The following is a 17,146-nucleotide window of genomic DNA, read 5'->3' on the forward strand; positions in this document are numbered from 1 at the left end:
AAACAATCACCTTTCTTCATTCTTTCGGAGCTTTTGATAAACGTTCGACAAACAATATGTCGGGCAAACAATCATCTTCTTTTCTTCATTTCCTCACAAAAAAACTCAAAAAAATCCTAAAGCTTTTACCCCCTTGGCCGTTAACAGGAATGAACCACTTGTGATTGTGATTTTCCCGGAGCCAGGTCCTCCGGAACCATCGGAGGAAGAAAAAATGGCACAGGTAATTAATACCAACGTAGGCTCACTGAACGCACAACGTCAGTTGAACATGTCCCAAAAATCCCAGCAGACTTCTATGGAGCGTTTGTCATCTGGTTTGCGTATTAACAGCGCAAAAGACGACGCAGCTGGCCTGGCGATTTCTACCAAGTTTGACTCACAGGTTCGTGGCCTGGAGCAAGCTAACCGTAACGCTAACGACGGTATTTCTGTAGCGCAAACTGCTGAAGGTTCGATGCAGGAAATGACCAGCATCTTGCAGCGTATGCGTGAACTCGGACTGCAATCAGCGAACGATTCCAACAGCTCTGAAGAACGCGGTTTTATCCAGCAAGAAATGGATCAGATGACCGAAGAGCTGGACCGCATCTCTGAAAACACCGAATTTAACGGTGCCAAATTGCTCAACAGCGAACAAACCAAGAGCTTTCAGATCGGTGCAAACTCTGGCCAAACCATCGATATCGAGCTGAAAGATGTGAGCTCTAAAGCGCTGGGCTTAACCAACACCGATGCCAAGGGTGATTTAAACTCAGGTCGAGTTGGCGGTGGTGAAATTGGCGCTGGTGATGTCAATCTGAATGGCGTTGCCTTAGGCCCAATTGCAGATATTTCAAAGAATCCGGATGGAACCGATGCAACCCAAGGTGTAACTGCTAAACAGGTTGCTGCTGATGTTAACTCCAAGTCTGCCGAAACTGGTGTCACAGCTGATGCTTATAACACAGTAAAAGGTGATAAGGATGCATCAGGTGTCGTTCGAGGGCTAACCATTAAAGTTGGTGGTAATAATGAAGTTACCATTAATTCAGATAGCAAAGAAGAATTAGTAACTAACATCAATGAAAAGGTTGCTGGAGTTAAGGCAAGTCTGTCGGATGATGGTGAGCTGGTTCTGAGTAATGATAATGGTGACGACATTAAAATTGGTGGTGGTGTTGCCGGTTCAGGTTTAACAGAAAAAACAAATCACGGTTATGTCTCACTAACTAGCCAAGATGGCTCTGACATTAAAATGACCACAGGTAAAAGTGGTACTAATGCAGACGTTCAAGCACTTGGTTTTAACGTATCGAACGGTGCAGATAAGCTGGAAGGTTCAACTGTCGATGCTAATACATTTACTGCAAAAAAAGACGGCGTTACTGGCGGTGAAACGTTAACCATTAATGGTGCTTCTATTGGCAGCTCTGTAAATGGTTCTCTGGCTGCAAAAGTTTCTGCAATTAACTCTGCAAGTTCTGATTCCGATGTGACAGCCGATTTCCGCTCTGAAGCAAAGCTGGATCTGGGAGCGGCAGTCCAAGACAAAACCAATATAAATGGTAAGAAATTTGAAATCAATGGCAAGGAAGTCGCATTAAGTAATAATTATCAAACTTCAACCGTTGCTACCGATGCTTCTAACAATGCAATTAGAAAAGCCAACGCTGAGCAGTTGATTGAAGATATCAATGGTACTGAAGGTCTGGGCGTTACAGCGACACTCGATGGCAACAGCGTTGTGCTTACTGCTCAAGATACTGGTAAAGAAATCACCCTGAAAGATGGTGACATTGGCTCTGCAATGAATGCCAATGTTACCGGCACTGCTGCTGGCATAGACGACTTGGCAGCAGAGACAAAATCAGCGCTGGGTTCAATACAGCTCACCTCAACTAAAGGCGAAGACATTACCATCAAAGGTTCTGAAGATGGGTTAAAAGCTTTTGGTCTAAATGAACAAGGTGGTGACGATACCCAAGTACAAAGCGGTCTTGATGTGACTTCAGTATCTGGCTCAAACGATGCGATTGACCGTATCGATGCGGCACTGGGCAAAATCTCAGAAGCACGTGCCGACCTCGGTGCCAAGCAAAACCGTTTGAACAGCACCATTAATAACAACGCTAACGTTCAGCAAAATTTATCGGCCGCCAACAGCCGAATTAAAGATGCTGACTTTGCTAAGGAATCTTCCAACTTGAGCCGTACACAGGTACTGCAGCAGGCTGGTACTTCCATGCTGGCCCAGGCGAACCAATCTACTCAGAGTGTTTTATCACTGCTGGGTTAATCGGCCGGGTTATAAAATAGCAGATTTGGCCTTGGGCTAAATCGCCAACAAGACCAGATCTGCCAACCAGGCCGGGACCCGAAAGGGTTCCGGCTTTGGTCGTTTTAAAAGAACAAATTCATAAACGCTTTTTGGTTTTTTTGAGGTGTAAAAATGGCTTCTGTCGCGGGTGTTTCAGATCTGTCTTCGTCATTGCATAGTACGGCTTCAGTGGCAGTAAAAATTGCCACGCCACAAAGTGCCCCTGTTGAAAAAACCGAGCCGGTTGAAGCGATCAAAAAAGTTGAAGTCGCCGATAAAAAACCGGCTGAAATTGATCCAAAAATCCTCGATCAGGCGGTGGAAAAAGCCGATCAATATTTCAGCCAGCAAAAACCTGCATTAAGCTTTAAAACCCACCAGGATACCGGCCGCACGATTATCAAAGTGACCGATAAAGAAACCGGTGAGTTAATCCGACAAATCCCATCTGAAGAAATGATTGAGTTAGCAGAAAAGCTAAAAGATATGCAGCACGGCGATAGCGAAAAGGGATTGGTGTTTAATGATTTGGGGTAATTGCCAACCGACCTATCGTTCGTCCGGCGTTTGTTGAACGCACACCCCGTAGGTTGCACGGAGCTAAAGGCGACCTGCAACTTGACCGCCACGGATGGTGAGAATGCCGAAAAATGTCGGGAACATTTTTGGTGTCCATGGTGCAATTGATTCCAACGGTTAATGTTCGAATTTATCGAGCAGCAACCGACCTATTGTTTGCCCGGTATTTGTTGAACACCCGGTATTTATGGCACGCCCCGAAAGTTGCAGGTCGCGCCTACGGCTGCTCCGTGCAACCTACGCGGGCAAACAATTATTTTCTGTTGATTGAATAGAATTTACCCACCGCAATAAATCGCTATTTCTCATTTAACTTACTAAAAATATCGTATTCTAAAAATATTTGATGACTTTAGTCACTAACTGTCACGTCTCTGCGGTAATTCATCACTGAATATCGATAAGATAACTTCATCCAATTTTTCTGACTATCAGCGAGGCAAATACCTGCTGGTAGCCAATATCTTTATTTAAGATTCAGTGGAGCAGGATATGTTGCAATTAGCCGGAAAACTCACCCATTTTGCCAACCCTAAAGCAGGCGCAGAGCTGGAATACAGCGAAGCACTTCAGCAAATTATTAGTGTTGCCAAAACCGAAAAGGCCGCTGACGATATTCGTCGTTGGCCTCGTTATGAAGTGACCCCTTTACACACATTGTCTGATATGGCGAAAGACGCGGGCTTGGGTAAGATTTGGTATAAAGATGAGTCCCAACGCTTCGGTTTAAAAAGCTTCAAAGCCTTGGGCGGCGCTTATGCAGTGGCCTGCCAATTACAAAATATTCTTGAGCAAAAACTGGGCGCTCGCCCAAGTATTTCCGAACTGTTGGATGGTGCTCACAAAGAAATTCTCAGCAAACTAACCGTCAGCTGTGCCACCGATGGCAACCATGGCCGTTCTGTTGCTTGGGGCTCACAAATGTTTGGCTGCGCTTGCATCATTTACATTCACAAAGATGTATCTGAAGGCCGCAAAGCAGCGATGCAATTTTTCGGTGCTGAGGTAATTCGCATTGATGGCAACTACGACGATTCGGTTCGCATGGCCGATAGCGAAGCCAAGAAATTTGACCGGGTGATTGTTTCCGACACCAGTTATGAAGGCTACATGGAAATTCCTAAAGACGTCGCTTTAGGCTACACCGTGATGCTGGATGAAATTGTCACTCAGTTGGAAGGTGAAATCCCAACGCATATCTTTGTTCAAGGCGGTGTTGGCGGTTTAGCTTCAGCAGTGTGTGGCTACTTCTGGGATTTATGGGGAGCAAAGCGCCCACGCTGCGTGATTGTTGAACCTGAGCTAGCCAACTGCCTGCAAGAAAGTGCTAAAAAAGGTGAAATGGTGACCGTTGAAGGCGACCTTCAAACCTTAATGGCTGGCCTGGCTTGTGGTGAAGTATCGGTTCTGGCGTGGGATATTTTGGCCACTGGTGGCGATGACTATATGACGGTCAGCGAAGATGCCGTGCCTGAAACCATGCGTTTATTGGCCGAAGGTTATAAAGGTGATGCTGAAATTGAAGCTGGTGAATCTGCAGTGGCAGGTTTGGCAGCATCTGTAATTGCTGCACAGCAACCTGAATTCGCTGAAAAGCTGGGTTTATCTGCCGAGAGCCGTGTTTTGGTCATTGGAACCGAAGGCGCGACTGATCCAGAAGTTTATGAGCAGTTGACCGGTAAAAAACCTGCTTGATTGATCGTGCGGGGTGAATAACTCACCCCGCATTCCGAACCGACCTATTGTTTGCCCGGTATTTGTTGAACGCTCCGAACGTTGCAGGTCGCGCCTACGGCTGCTCCCAATCAATGTTAAATGGCGTTTAACTCTCTGCCCTTAAGGTTTCCATCAGGCTCAAGCAGTTTTTCAATCGTTCTGCTGAAATCTCACCTGCTTCTAAAGCGGCTAATAATGCACAGCCTGGCTCATGCTGGTGACTGCAGTTTCTAAAGCGGCAAGCGCCCAGAAAGGGTGCGAATTCTTTATAACCATCTGGCACAGCTTCTGGCTCAATATGCCAAATACCAAAGTCACGAATACCGGGAGAGTCAATGATCTCACCGCCTTCTTCAATGTGATATAAACGCGCGGTGGTGGTGGTATGTTGGCCCAGTTTGCTGTTGGTTGAAATGGTATTGACTCGAATTTCAACACCCGGTAACAGCGAGTTAACCAATGACGATTTACCAACACCTGACTGACCTACAAACACACTGTTTTTACCAATCAGCATTTGCTTGAGATGGTCGAGCCCATTTTCAACATGGGTGCTACAGCTGTGGACTTCATAACCAATTTTTTGATAAATCGATATTTGCTCCATCGACGCTTCAGCTTCAGGCAAATCGGTTTTGTTCATCAAAATCCAAACCGGAATACCGGTCGCTTCAGCAGCAACGAGGTAACGATCAATCAACAAGTTTGATGGCGTAGGCAGCGGAGCAATCACCAAAATAATTTGGTCGATATTAGATGCCACCAGCTTTAGCTGACCGTGCCGGTCTGGCCGAGACAACACCGAAATACGCTCTTCAAGCGCTTCAATAATGCCACCACCGTGGTCTTCATCAGCACGCCAGAGCACGTTATCGCCGGTGACTAATGAAGGTAAATTTTGTCGCATTCGACAGCGATGAATCTCTCCATCAGCTGCTTCAACATCTAGCTGAACACCAAAGTGCGAGATCACTCGCCCAGATTGCGCATCGCCCAGTGAACCATGATCGACTTTATCTTCGCGTTTTTTTGCCCGATCCAATCGTTCTTGCTGGATTTTCTCGGCGCGCCAAGTTTGGCGACGGTTCAGTTTGCGTTTACTCATCCGGGGGAATCACTACTCATGCTAGTATCTTGTGAGGACGCAAGCTTACCACTGCCTCAAGCGCACACAAGTTGGATATGCCAATGACAGATGATCGACTGATCTGGATCGACCTAGAGATGACTGGGTTAGAGCCACAACAGGACAGAATTATTGAAATTGCCACGATTGTCACCGATGCCGATCTGAATACGATCGCTGAAGGGCCGGTTATCGCAGTGCATCAAAGCGATGAAATTCTGAGCAATATGAATGACTGGTGCATTGAGCACCACGGCAAATCCGGTTTAACCGAACGGGTTCGCCAAAGCCTTTTTTCTGATGCGCAAGCCGAAGCGAAAACCATTGAGTTTTTGCGCCAGCATGTAAAACCCGGTACTTCTCCTATTTGCGGTAACAGCATTGGTCAAGACCGACGTTTTTTATATCGCTACATGCCCGAATTAGAAGCTTACTTCCATTACCGTTATTTGGATGTCAGCACGCTAAAAGAATTAGCCAAACGCTGGAAGCCAGAAATTATGGATGGTTTTCACAAATCGGGAAGCCATTTAGCAATGGATGATATTCGTGAATCTATCGCAGAATTAAAATATTACCGGGAACATTTTATTAAATAACCGCACCGGCTTCCTGCCTCCTTGCGGAATACATTATGTCCTTATAAATAACCGCACCGGCTTCCTGCCTCCTTGCGGAATACATTATGTTCTTATAAATAAAAAGACCGGAGTAAAATCCGGCCTTTTTTTAAAATGCGTATTTAAAGGTTATTGCGCCACCAGAGCTTCGCATGTCAGCAGATTTGAAATAACCATATTCCCAACCGACGCCCATTCGCTCACCTTTAATCATCAAATCAAGCTTAGCTTCTGCACCAAACTGATTTTTGATTCCTATCCCCTTGACCGAAGACCCGTCGCTATAACGGATGTCCATCTCAACATCCTGGTAAGCAACGCCTATTGAAGGCTTTATATGTAGGCGACGCCAAATTTGAAAAGTTTTACTTCCAAGCAGTGAAATGCGTGATGTATCAACATCTACTTCATCACAAGTTTGGCCGTTATTAAAAGTAATACAGAATAAACCGCTAAAGGCTTGAGTAATAGCATTGGTCCCTCGCATATAATTTATGCCCAGGGAATAATTATCGGAAAATTTCCTCTCAAGCCCTATCTTAAAACCTATCGCATTCTCACCATCATCGATAGTAGCTACGGAATTAGAGAAATGGATACCATGGCCAGAAATACCAGAATCTACCTGCCATTGATGATCACTTGCAAAAGCAATAACAGGCATCAGACAGAGAATGCCTGACAGTAATTTTGTCTTCATTATATTTAATCCCACCCTGTGTTTTTATTAAACTTGGCACTTCGAGCAGAAATAAGTATTTCGCTGCCCTAGGCGCACTGTACTTACTTCATTGCCACATTGGTAGCATGGCTGGTCAGCTCGACCATACACCAACAATTCTTGGGCAAAATAGCCAGGTTTGCCGTCAGGGGCGTTAAAGTCTTTGAGAGTAGTACCGCCTTGTTCTATTGCTCGTGCTAATACACTCTTAATTGATTTAACAATTAAAGTGGCTTCGCTTTTAGTGATTTTGCTAGATGAGCGCCCGGGATAAACCCCTGACTCGAACAACGCTTCACAGGCATAAATATTACCAACACCCACCACCACTTGATTATCCATCAATAGCTGTTTGATGCTACAGCGACGTCGCTGGCATAATTCATATAAATATTCAGGGTTAAACTGTGGATTATCGAGCGGCTCAGGGCCAAGTGAAACCAGCAATGGATGCTGCCCAGGATCGTTTTCAGTCCAGAGCACCGCACCAAACCGACGCGGGTCGTTTAAACGTAAACAGCGGCTAGATTCCATAACAAGATCGAGATGATCGTGGGGTTTAAGCTCTGTATTAGCAGGAACAATACGCAAATTTCCTGACATTCCAAGATGAATCAGCAATGTGCCGTGTTCAAACTCAATCAGTAAATACTTGCCCCGGCGAGATACCGTGCGCACCACTTCACCAACCAGCTGCATGGGTAAATCTGAAGGAATAGGCCAACGCAAGCGCGGGTTACGCACAATGACATCAACAACAGATTGGTTGACCAGCCAAGGTTCTATTCCTCTACGGCTGGTTTCGACTTCCGGCAACTCAGGCATTTGGCAAACACCGCTTTCGCTATATGGCTTTTAGACCGAGCCATATTAACACCATAAAAAATTGCTTCAGCTGGCAAAAAGCGCTGACCCGATAGTCGGTTGATATTGCAATAGGCCGTGAAATCCTTCCATTACAACAGCCGCAAACGCGCGGCTAATTGGTCTGACTGAATTAGATACAATTGATCCATTAACTCAGCTTGAAAACTACCCGGCCCTTTTGCCTGACTGGCAGCCAACTCACAGGCAACTCCGAGCAAGGCAATTGCCGCTGCAGTCGCTAACCATGCGTCATCGGTGACCGTTAGGAAAGCACCTACCAATGCACTGGCGGTACATCCCATCGCCGCAACTTGGCTTGAAAGCGCATCACCATTGGCAACTTTCAACACTCGTTCACCATCAGTGACCAAATGAATATTATCAGTAAGGCCACTAATGCAAAGCACGCTGGAACGACGACTGGCACAAGATAATATTGCGGGTAATAGCTGATCAAGATCGGCCTTAGCCATTTGCGCTGGCGTTAATTCAGGCTCGCAGTCAGCACAAAGTGCAGCAATTTCTTTCAGGTTGCCACGAATTACCTTAGGAGAAAGTCCTGCTAACTCTTGGCAAGTGTCCATCCGATAGCTACTGATATCTGCACCATCAGGATCTAATACCCAGGGAATATTATGCGCTCGAGCGGTCATGGCAGTATCAACCATCGCTTCGGCCCAACCTGAAGACAGGGTTCGAATGTTGATGACTAACGCTTGGGAAATTCGGCAAAGCTCCGAAGCTTCTTCACGGCTATGCGCCATAATCGGGCTAGCACCCAATGCCAACAGTGCATTAGCAGAAATATTCATCGCCAAATAGTTGGTAATATTATGAACCAATGGCTTTTTTGTTCTCACAGCAATTAACAATTCCGATAACTGCTGCTCAACCGGCGATTCAAATGATTGCTGCGGTGAAGTAGAAACTGTCGACATAGCGCCCCTCCGGATCTCCATTTCTACTTTTAATTCTTGCTTTACAAGCAATTAGTAGAAATGGCTAGTTATTATCAAAAACCATTCATCCGGAGCAGTAAAAGACGCTCGGGCTATGTTTTGGCTTTTCAGAATCCGAAGTCTAAGCAGGCACCTAACAGTTACAATGATCGAGCGCTAAAAGTATTCAACTAACTGCTTATTGGTTGTACATTTCGCTGAAAAACTGGCTTCGATAAACTATCTGCAAGCGAATAATACTTAAGTAAGCATATTTTAATCCCTCAGCCTTAAACTGATAGCACTAATTCACCAATGTTAATAAAAGCGGACGTACCAAGTTCTTCAAGTTTGAACGGCTTTGCATCAACTCGCTGGGGTCTAAATCTCCTTGGTCCATCATCTGCTGCAAACGATCTCCTTCTATTTGCATGACTACTCGACCATCCTCGGCATCGAGTACCCGCAAACAGGGTTCTCTTCTCTCTAACCAGGCATCAATAATAAACATTTGAGTTATCTCGTTTGGATTAACTCAAATGAGAATAATTATTATTCGCGTAGATTGCCAGTCATCTCTCTAATATTTTTATCTTCTATGACATCGCCTTCGCTAATTAGAATTTTCAACATCCTTAATTTCTAATCTAAAAAAAGTTGCCAGTAATATTTTATGGCTGATAGAGTCTGAAACAAATAAAAACAACAGAGAAAACAGTCATGAACCAAACAAAAAGAGCCATGAACCAAACAAAAACAGTCATGAACCAAACAAAAAGAGCCATGAACCAAACCAATGGCAGCAAACTCATCGTATTACTCAAGACTTCAGTCGTTATGCTTAGCAGCAGCTGCTTATTGTCAATATCTATCTCTGGCACCGCCACTGCTCAAGTTGAGCTATCCCAAGCTTTCAAACAGCAAATTCTCAAACAATCTGAACAACAAATGCTGCAGTCATGTAAAGATCGAACCTACCTAACTTGCACCGGAATCAGCGCTAAAACGTGTAGGCAAGTTTCTAAGCAAATTATCAGTCAGTGCTTAAGCCCGATGCTTAACAAAACTGCCACCAGTTTTTCAGAAGAAGGTTCAGCCAAAGCAGAATTAGAAATGGAAAGCTGTACCGATAAGCTCATTGAGAAATTTTCTTTAAATAAGCAAAAAATGGAACAGTGCGACCCGATTCAACAATAACCTGCGGGCAGCGCTAATCAACAATCATGGATAGATTCGGAAGCATCCAGCTGATTTGTTAGAATGGCCGAATAAATAGTATTTTTAGGCCAGACAACATGCGGCTGGATCGTTTTCTCAGCAATCAAACGCCACTAAGCCGCAAGGCTTTACGGATTCAACTAGCCACTGGCCAAGTCTTGGTTAATGGTAAAATTATTCGTGATGGTCAGTTTGAAATCGACGATTTTTGTACCATCCAGCTAGCTGGCCAGCTATTACCATCGAAACCCGCCATGTACTTCATGCTAAATAAACCGATTGGCCATGTTAGCGCCACAACAGACCCGCAGCATCCAACGGTCAATCAATTATTTCCGCCATCATTGGCTAGCCAATTACACTATGCAGGGCGGCTTGATCGCAATACTTCGGGGTTAATGCTAATGACCAATGATGGTACTTGGTCGAGAATTTTAACCGAACCCAACAAGAAAATTGCTAAAAAATATTGGGTTGAAACTGCCAATCCGATTTGCCAACAAACCCATCAATTATTTGCCGATGGGGTGCATTTAATGCCAGAAGATATCACTACTAGCCCGGCACAATTAGAGCAGATCTCAGCCAACCAGGCATGGCTGACTATTTATGAAGGGCGATATCATCAGATAAAAAGAATGTTCGGTAAAATGAATAATCCGGTAATTAAATTGCACCGGCATTCATTGGGAAATATTCAATTAGATTCATTGCTGGCTGCTAGCGCTTATCGAGCACTCACCTTAAATGAAATACTCGACAGCTTACCAGAACAGCAGAAGGCGCTTTATACGCAGCTAAGATCGTGAACCGTTTTACTACAAAACAGCTTATAGTCGATTCAATTGATTGCCCATTTTTTGTAAATGTACTTGCACCGATTTATCGCCAATTAAGTGCCCAGCACCCACTGCAAAGAAGAAGCTTTTGTTTGGCTGCTGCCGCATTTTTTGCGTGATGCGCTCAGCCATGGTTTGGTTGCGTTGTTCAATCGCAATTCGGTTAAATTTCTTATTAAACTGCTGATTATCACCCTGCCACAATAGCATTTGACGATTTAATTCAGTGGCATCACCAGACAGCCAAGCTGTTTCTATTTGAGCAATCGGGTCGATGTTTTTAGATTCAGCTTGGTCTAGAACATCTAAGGTATCTTTCAGCATCTGAATTTGTTCACGGGTTGATAACCGATCAAAAATTGACAACTGCTCAGCGAATGTTTCCAAGCCATCTGTTTCTTTTCCTGCCGCTTTAGCATCAGTCGCCAGTTTCATATCTAAGGCCATTAAACCTGGATATTTAAGCTCATCACCAATAGTGACTAAGGTGACTGCAGCAGTCCATATCTTGAATTGGTTAAGAATGTTAGCTGACATTAAACTGCTAATTTTCTTCATTCGACTATCTAACTGACGCCATAACTTAGTGGGCAGCAGTTTCTGTAAATTTTGCCCGGCTGGAAGTTGTGTTGCTTGCAAAGTAGCCGCCAGATCAATTGCATCAAAATCTATTTCTGTCACTAAAACATCAGCATTTTTTATCGCACGATTAACAACAGGCGGTAAATCGTTCACTTGTGGGCTTCGCACATGAATCGTTCCAAAGACCCAGGAAGGTTTCGCTGAACTAGCCGATTCAATTTTCCACAAAAAAGGCTTGGCTTGCACTGAAAAAGCCAACATCACACTTAGTAGGGTTATCCAAACTAGCTTGATCAAATAATCAGATTGCAGTTGCAAAAAAACTGATCGCTGTACAAAAACTAAGCTATTGATTGTCGGCATTACTGTTCTCTTAGAGTTTTCAACTGAACTTAAAATACATTTAAAATATTTATTCAACAAATCTGAATAGTTGTCTGTTATGGCCACGATAGCACTGAAGCGCCAATTACTATCTGGCTAGCCAATGATACATATCGCCCACAACAAAACATCTAATGCTAAATTACATCGATCGATTCACTGCTTCAACGACACCTTTAATCACTCATGACATCAATTATTCTAGATTGTGACCCAGGGCATGATGATGCCATCGCTATGATTTTGGCGCTGGCCAACCCTCAGCTTAATGTTTTGGCCGTCACCACTAGCGCCGGTAATCAAACGCCAGATAAAACGCTGCATAATGCGCTGCGCCTGCTTACCTTACTCAATCGATCTGACATTCCTGTAACGGGCGGTGCATTAAAACCTTTAGCTAGAGAGTTGATTATTGCGCCAGAAGTACACGGTGAAAGCGGTTTGGATGGCCCAAAATTACCTGAACCAACCTTCCAACCTCAGAACTGCTCGGCCACCGAACTGATGGCTAAACAAGTTCGTCAGTCTGACCAACCAGTAACGCTTGTACCCACTGGGCCATTAACCAATATCGCCATTTTTCTAACCGCTCACCCAGAGCTACATAGCAACATTGAGCGGATTGTTTTAATGGGTGGTTCTGCCGGGCCAGGCAACTGGACAGCTGCTGCAGAGTTCAATATTTATGTTGACCCAGAAGCAGCAGATATCGTATTTAAAGCAGGCATTCCGATTGTCATGTGTGGCTTGGATGTAACCCATCAGGCACAAATAATGGATTGCGATATAGAACGTGTCAGGGCAATAAAAAATCCAATTGCCCAATGCGTCGCCGATCTGTTGGATTTCTTTATGATCTATCACCGCAATCCGAAGTGGGGCTTTGAAGGTGCGCCATTGCACGACCCATGCACCATTGCTTGGTTGCTCAAACCTGAACTATTTCAGTCTGTAGATTGCCACGTAGCGATAGAGACTAGCAGTGAATTAACGGTAGGAATGACGGTGGCTGACCGATATCAGCTAACAGATAAACCTGCTAACTGCACTTTAGTTACTGATATCGATCGGCAAGGGTTTGTTGATTTGATTGTGGAAAGCTTGAACAACTACAGCTAGAAACTATCGTTAGCAGTCGATCAGGTCACGTCTGAAAAGAAAGGCGTGACCATTTTTCCATAGCATCTACATTTAGTCTTAAACAAATGTTATTTCTGGCAAGATGCTATGGGAAAAAAATATATATTTTGGGATATTGATAAAACATTACTTTGTTTGTCGGGGGTTACTGATACGCTGTCATCGGATCAACAAAAAAACTTATCATCTGATACTACCTCAGTAAAAGTAGGCTGGAATGATCGTTTAAAAACAGAGATACATGCAAGTTTTCAAGCGCTGTATATTGAAGAACATAAAAGATTTTTTATTTCTATTTTAGAATTATGCAAAAAAGGAAAAGCTGAAGTTAGAATATTAACAGCATCAATCTATCCTGAAATTGAAATTCTTTTTGAGTTAAACAATAAATTCTTAACAAAACCTGTACTTGATTTGAGCCAAAAACCTTATATTAATCGCAACTCATTGGGTGGTGCGTTTAATATCATGTCTACTGTCGATGACTTACTAGTTGGTGATAATAAATTTTTTTCAAGCCAAAATGAAATATTTGGAATGGAAAGAGATGGATGTACTATTGAAAATAGCTCCTACCATTTATTATTTACTCACAAACCAATTGGGTATGACACCAGAAAGCATTATCCCGACAGATATTATTCTGATTGATGATGAACCGACGCATCGTGATTGCATGAGTAAAATGGGTTATCGATCTATTGATTCAACACTACCAAATTATCCTGCAGAGTTAGTGAAACTACTAGAAGAAATTCGAGCGGTGGATATTTAGCTTTTAAACACCCGCCCCAACCGAGCTGCATTTCCAATCACCACCAAAGAGCTAATCGGCATTGCTATTGCGGCAAATAAAGGTGTAATTTGCCCAGTCACAGCTAATGGCACTAACACAATATTATATGCCAGTGACAAGCCAATATTTTGTCGAATCGTAGTCATAGTTGCTTGTGATAGTCTTCTGGCTAGCGGTAAATCAGCTAATCGATTGTGGCTTAAAATAATATCGGCGCAGTCCATAGAAACATCGGTACCAGAAGCCAGAGCGACACCGACATCGGCACGCGCTAATGCCGGCGCATCGTTAATACCATCGCCCACCATTACTATCTTTTTACCATTCTGCTGACGTTTCTTTATTTCCGCATCTTTTTCTGCCGGTAATACTTCGGCAATTACATAGTCCATACCACCGAGTTTTTCAGCTACTGCATCTGCGACTGGCTGACGGTCGCCACTTAACAAACTCACACTAACTGCCGCCGACTTTAATTGTGATAAAGTCGACTTAGCATCGCTGCGAGGCGTATCACCAATCAGCATTAAACCGACAACCCGCTGGTTTTCAACCAACCAAACATCGGTAAGAGCTTGCTGACTAGCTGCTTCAGCTTGTTGCAACATATTATCTGGCAGACTGATATTTTGCTGTAACAACCACTTTCTTGAGCCAATTTTCAACTCACTTTCTTTAAAATCAGCACTAACCCCCAAGCCCTGAAAAGACTGAAAATTAGTTAACTCAACATCAATTAATGATTTTTTTAATTCACTAGCAGCTGCTACCACAGCCTTAGCTAATGGGTGCTCAGATCGGCTTTCTAGCAACCCTGCTTTAGTCAACAACGTGGGTTTATCGACACCATCTGCGACGATGAACTGATCTAATTTGGGCTCGCCACAAGTTAAGGTGCCGGTTTTATCAAAAATTATTTCATCGGCCGATGCGAGGTATTCCAACGCAGCACCGTGTTTAATTAAAATACCGTTTTTGGCACCTAAGCCACTGGCGACAGCAACCGCCATTGGCGTTGCCAAACCAAAGGCACAAGGGCAAGTAATGATTAGAACTGATACCGAAGCTAATAGTGCAAACTCGACTTCTGCTGCGGTCATATTGCCGCTAAATAACCAAAATGCGAAAGTGGAAAGCGACAATAAAAGCGTAACAGCAACAAACCATGGAACAATTTTATCGGCCAGCATCTGGATCGGTGCTTTAGATGATTGGGCTTCTTCTACCAGTGCAATAATTTTACCTAATGCGGTGTCTTTTAAAGTGCCAGTAATTTGAACGGTTAAACTGCCAGAAATATTTTGACTGCCTGCAAACACGCTATCGCCTGTTGCTTTGGTTACTGGCTCAGATTCACCCGACAACATCGATTCATCAATTTGCGCCTGACCATCGACAATCATACCATCGACCGGCACTCTACCACCGGGTTTTACCTGCACTTTTTCGCCAGCAGATAAAGTGCGAACTGGGCGAATCTGCTCTGAATTATCATCAAGTAAAACACTGGCGACTCTTGGCTGTAAATCCATTAATCTTTGGCTAGAAACCACCGCATTGCGCCGCGATATAGCTTCTAAATAACGCCCTACCAAAATAATAAATACAAAATTAACTACGGTATCGAAATAAACATCGCCAGTCGTACTCTGAGTAAAAGTAACAAAACTGGAATAACTCCAGGTGGCCAAAATACCAATAGCGATCGGTAAATCCATGGTTAAGCTAGCGGTTTGAATACTGCTCCAGCCGCCACGTAAAAATGGCCAGCCTGAATAAATCATGCACGGCGTGGCTAGCGCAAAACCGACCCAATGGAACAGACTACGAAATTCACCGTCGTCAGCACCGGCAAATAATGCAATTGATACCCACATTAAGTTCATCATGCAAAAGGCAGCAAAACCTAACCGGAGTAAAAGGGTTTTATTGGCTTTTTTAATTTGACCTTCAGCTTGTTCCGGATCAAACGGTGTCGCGCTATAACCAATACTGGACAATCGTTTTATAATATTTGATAACTGAGTCTGTGAATTATCCCAGCGTAATTTAAGCCGACGGCCACTTAAATTAACCCGTGCCTCAACTACGCCGCCGTCTTTAGACAAGCTTTTTTCAATCAACCACACACACGCGGCACAATGAATGCCTTCGACCAACATATTAATTTCACGCTGATCATTCGCACCGTTATCTGTAGTTTTACTATCGACCAGGTAATCCTGCTGAATTTCTTCCAGATCAAACAACTCGGTATCTTGAGGTGGCTCTGGCGGCGGTGAAAGCAATTCTCCGTCTTGGGTTCGCTGATAAAAACCCTTTAAACCTGACTGGTGAATAGCTTGGCAAACCGCACTACAACCATGACAACAAAAAGCACGTGGCTGGTCTTCAATCTTGACTATGATCGGTTGCTTTGGGTTAGGCGAACCACAGTGAAAGCAGTTTTTAGCTGTTTGAGTAGCGTAATCGAGTGAAACTTCAGGCTTTGGCATCAGATAATCCGCAGGAAAATCAACAGAAAACAGCTTTGATTATGTAGGTTTGATAAGCCACGCAATCAGACACTTTTGTAACCTATCGTTAAATGTCTGATTTCGTTGCATGACCCACATATAGGTGGGAAATGCCAAAAAATGTCAGGAACATTTTCGGCCTCATCAAACCTAAATATAGAGGGCTCTCACCCTTAATTCTTATTGAACCACTTGAATCCGATAAGGTTGGTTCACCGTAGCATCGCCTACTTGTACTTCAGCGATCATGTCCCACAAACCTGGCAGTGAGAAGGTGACATCAACCCGCCATAGGCCGTTATCGGTTTGAGTCATTGGCAATTCAAAATCAGCGTTTTTATCTGATGGCCGATAAACAAATAGCACGCCCTTACCGCCTTCTACCATTTGCTGGCTGGCTTTATCCAACAAATTAACCGTGATAGTGGCGGGCAGATTCTGTTTTAGCAGCGGTACATTCATTTTTAATAAATAAGGAGACTCTGCTTTAGGCTTTAACAACTCGTCAGAATAGCGCTTACCGGTTTCATAGAAATCATCGCGAACCAGTCCCGGCGAAGTATTAAATGCCAGGCTGATCATAAAAATATTCACACCTAAAACGGTCAGCAGCAGCCCCATCCAAAACCATAGCCAAGGACTTTTCCAGGCTGGTAGTCCGCTTTTACTCTTATTTACCGCAGTCACAGCAGAGATTCCTTATTAATACGTCAGATACACAGCGGGGTCAGATTATACCTGACCCCGCGTGAGACAAAATATTTTTAACCGATCAGCTGTCACTTGCTCATAGTTTGCTTAATTG

16 protein-coding genes are annotated in these 17,146 nt (G+C 43.9%); 8 read left to right on the forward strand and 8 right to left on the reverse strand.

The annotated features are described in order from the left end of the window. The first annotated feature begins 214 nt into the window (after positions 1 to 214). From DC094_RS22750 to DC094_RS07835, 3 genes are all read left to right on the forward strand, one after another. Entirely contained in the window at positions 215 to 2,278 is a 2,064-nt protein-coding gene (locus DC094_RS22750) for a flagellin N-terminal helical domain-containing protein (protein ID WP_116686765.1), read from the forward strand. A gap of 153 nt (positions 2,279 to 2,431) precedes the next feature. Beyond that, positions 2,432 to 2,836, forward strand: a complete 405-nt coding sequence (locus tag DC094_RS07825) for a flagellar protein FlaG (RefSeq protein WP_116686558.1) — start codon at positions 2,432 to 2,434, stop codon at positions 2,834 to 2,836. A 534-nt stretch (positions 2,837 to 3,370) separates the two neighbouring features. Beyond that, positions 3,371 to 4,573: a diaminopropionate ammonia-lyase gene (locus DC094_RS07835; RefSeq protein ID WP_116686560.1), complete on the forward strand. Its 1,203-nt coding sequence runs from the start codon at positions 3,371 to 3,373 to the stop codon at positions 4,571 to 4,573. A gap of 127 nt (positions 4,574 to 4,700) precedes the next feature. On the opposite strand, the gene rsgA is transcribed toward DC094_RS07835, so the two are convergent. After that, entirely contained in the window at positions 4,701 to 5,699 is a 999-nt protein-coding gene (gene rsgA / locus DC094_RS07840) for a small ribosomal subunit biogenesis GTPase RsgA (protein ID WP_116686561.1), read from the reverse strand. A gap of 83 nt (positions 5,700 to 5,782) precedes the next feature. Here rsgA and orn point away from each other — a divergent pair, with 83 nt between their 5' ends. After that, positions 5,783 to 6,319 (forward strand): oligoribonuclease, encoded by a 537-nt coding sequence (gene orn, locus DC094_RS07845; protein WP_241503991.1) that lies wholly within the window; start codon positions 5,783 to 5,785, stop codon positions 6,317 to 6,319. Between the two features lie 130 nt (positions 6,320 to 6,449). On the opposite strand, the gene DC094_RS07850 is transcribed toward orn, so the two are convergent. The 4 genes from DC094_RS07850 to DC094_RS22080 form a co-directional block, all read right to left on the reverse strand. Then, on the reverse strand, positions 6,450 to 7,040 hold the full coding sequence (locus DC094_RS07850) for a hypothetical protein (protein WP_133245497.1): 591 nt from the start codon (positions 7,038 to 7,040) through the stop codon (positions 6,450 to 6,452). Between the two features lie 27 nt (positions 7,041 to 7,067). Then, complete coding sequence (gene mutM, locus DC094_RS07855) at positions 7,068 to 7,886, reverse strand: bifunctional DNA-formamidopyrimidine glycosylase/DNA-(apurinic or apyrimidinic site) lyase (RefSeq protein WP_116686564.1); 819 nt, start codon at positions 7,884 to 7,886, stop codon at positions 7,068 to 7,070. Between the two features lie 131 nt (positions 7,887 to 8,017). Then, positions 8,018 to 8,866, reverse strand: coding sequence for a hydroxyethylthiazole kinase (thiM, locus tag DC094_RS07860; RefSeq protein ID WP_158527255.1), 849 nt, complete (start codon positions 8,864 to 8,866; stop codon positions 8,018 to 8,020). A gap of 304 nt (positions 8,867 to 9,170) precedes the next feature. Beyond that, positions 9,171 to 9,335 carry a hypothetical protein gene (locus DC094_RS22080; RefSeq protein WP_158527256.1) on the reverse strand — a complete coding sequence of 55 codons (165 nt, stop codon included), beginning with the start codon at positions 9,333 to 9,335 and terminating at the stop codon, positions 9,171 to 9,173. A 293-nt stretch (positions 9,336 to 9,628) separates the two neighbouring features. On the opposite strand from DC094_RS22080, the gene DC094_RS07870 reads away from it, so the two are divergent. Next, positions 9,629 to 10,063 (forward strand): hypothetical protein, encoded by a 435-nt coding sequence (locus DC094_RS07870; protein ID WP_133245498.1) that lies wholly within the window; start codon positions 9,629 to 9,631, stop codon positions 10,061 to 10,063. Between the two features lie 98 nt (positions 10,064 to 10,161). Then, positions 10,162 to 10,893 (forward strand): pseudouridine synthase, encoded by a 732-nt coding sequence (locus DC094_RS07875; protein WP_116686568.1) that lies wholly within the window; start codon positions 10,162 to 10,164, stop codon positions 10,891 to 10,893. A gap of 21 nt (positions 10,894 to 10,914) precedes the next feature. Here DC094_RS07875 and DC094_RS07880 read toward each other — a convergent pair whose 3' ends face one another. Beyond that, entirely contained in the window at positions 10,915 to 11,868 is a 954-nt protein-coding gene (locus DC094_RS07880; RefSeq protein ID WP_116686569.1) for a TraB/GumN family protein, read from the reverse strand. 207 nt (positions 11,869 to 12,075) lie between these two features. On the opposite strand from DC094_RS07880, the gene rihA reads away from it, so the two are divergent. Together rihA and DC094_RS07890 are read left to right on the forward strand one after the other, a co-directional pair. Beyond that, entirely contained in the window at positions 12,076 to 13,008 is a 933-nt protein-coding gene (rihA, locus tag DC094_RS07885) for a pyrimidine-specific ribonucleoside hydrolase RihA (RefSeq protein ID WP_116686570.1), read from the forward strand. A gap of 108 nt (positions 13,009 to 13,116) precedes the next feature. Then, positions 13,117 to 13,680, forward strand: a complete 564-nt coding sequence (locus tag DC094_RS07890; RefSeq protein WP_116686571.1) for a hypothetical protein — start codon at positions 13,117 to 13,119, stop codon at positions 13,678 to 13,680. 120 nt (positions 13,681 to 13,800) lie between these two features. Here DC094_RS07890 and DC094_RS07895 read toward each other — a convergent pair whose 3' ends face one another. Together DC094_RS07895 and DC094_RS07900 are read right to left on the reverse strand one after the other, a co-directional pair. Then, positions 13,801 to 16,320, reverse strand: a complete 2,520-nt coding sequence (locus DC094_RS07895) for a heavy metal translocating P-type ATPase (RefSeq protein ID WP_116686572.1) — start codon at positions 16,318 to 16,320, stop codon at positions 13,801 to 13,803. Positions 16,321 to 16,521: 201 nt separating this feature from the next. Continuing rightward, entirely contained in the window at positions 16,522 to 17,028 is a 507-nt protein-coding gene (locus tag DC094_RS07900) for a FixH family protein (RefSeq protein WP_116686573.1), read from the reverse strand. Positions 17,029 to 17,146 lie beyond the last annotated feature (118 nt).

Origin of the sequence: Pelagibaculum spongiae, from assembly GCF_003097315.1 — a bacterium.
In the GTDB taxonomy this organism is placed as follows: Bacteria; Pseudomonadota; Gammaproteobacteria; order Enterobacterales; family Pelagibaculaceae; genus Pelagibaculum; species Pelagibaculum spongiae.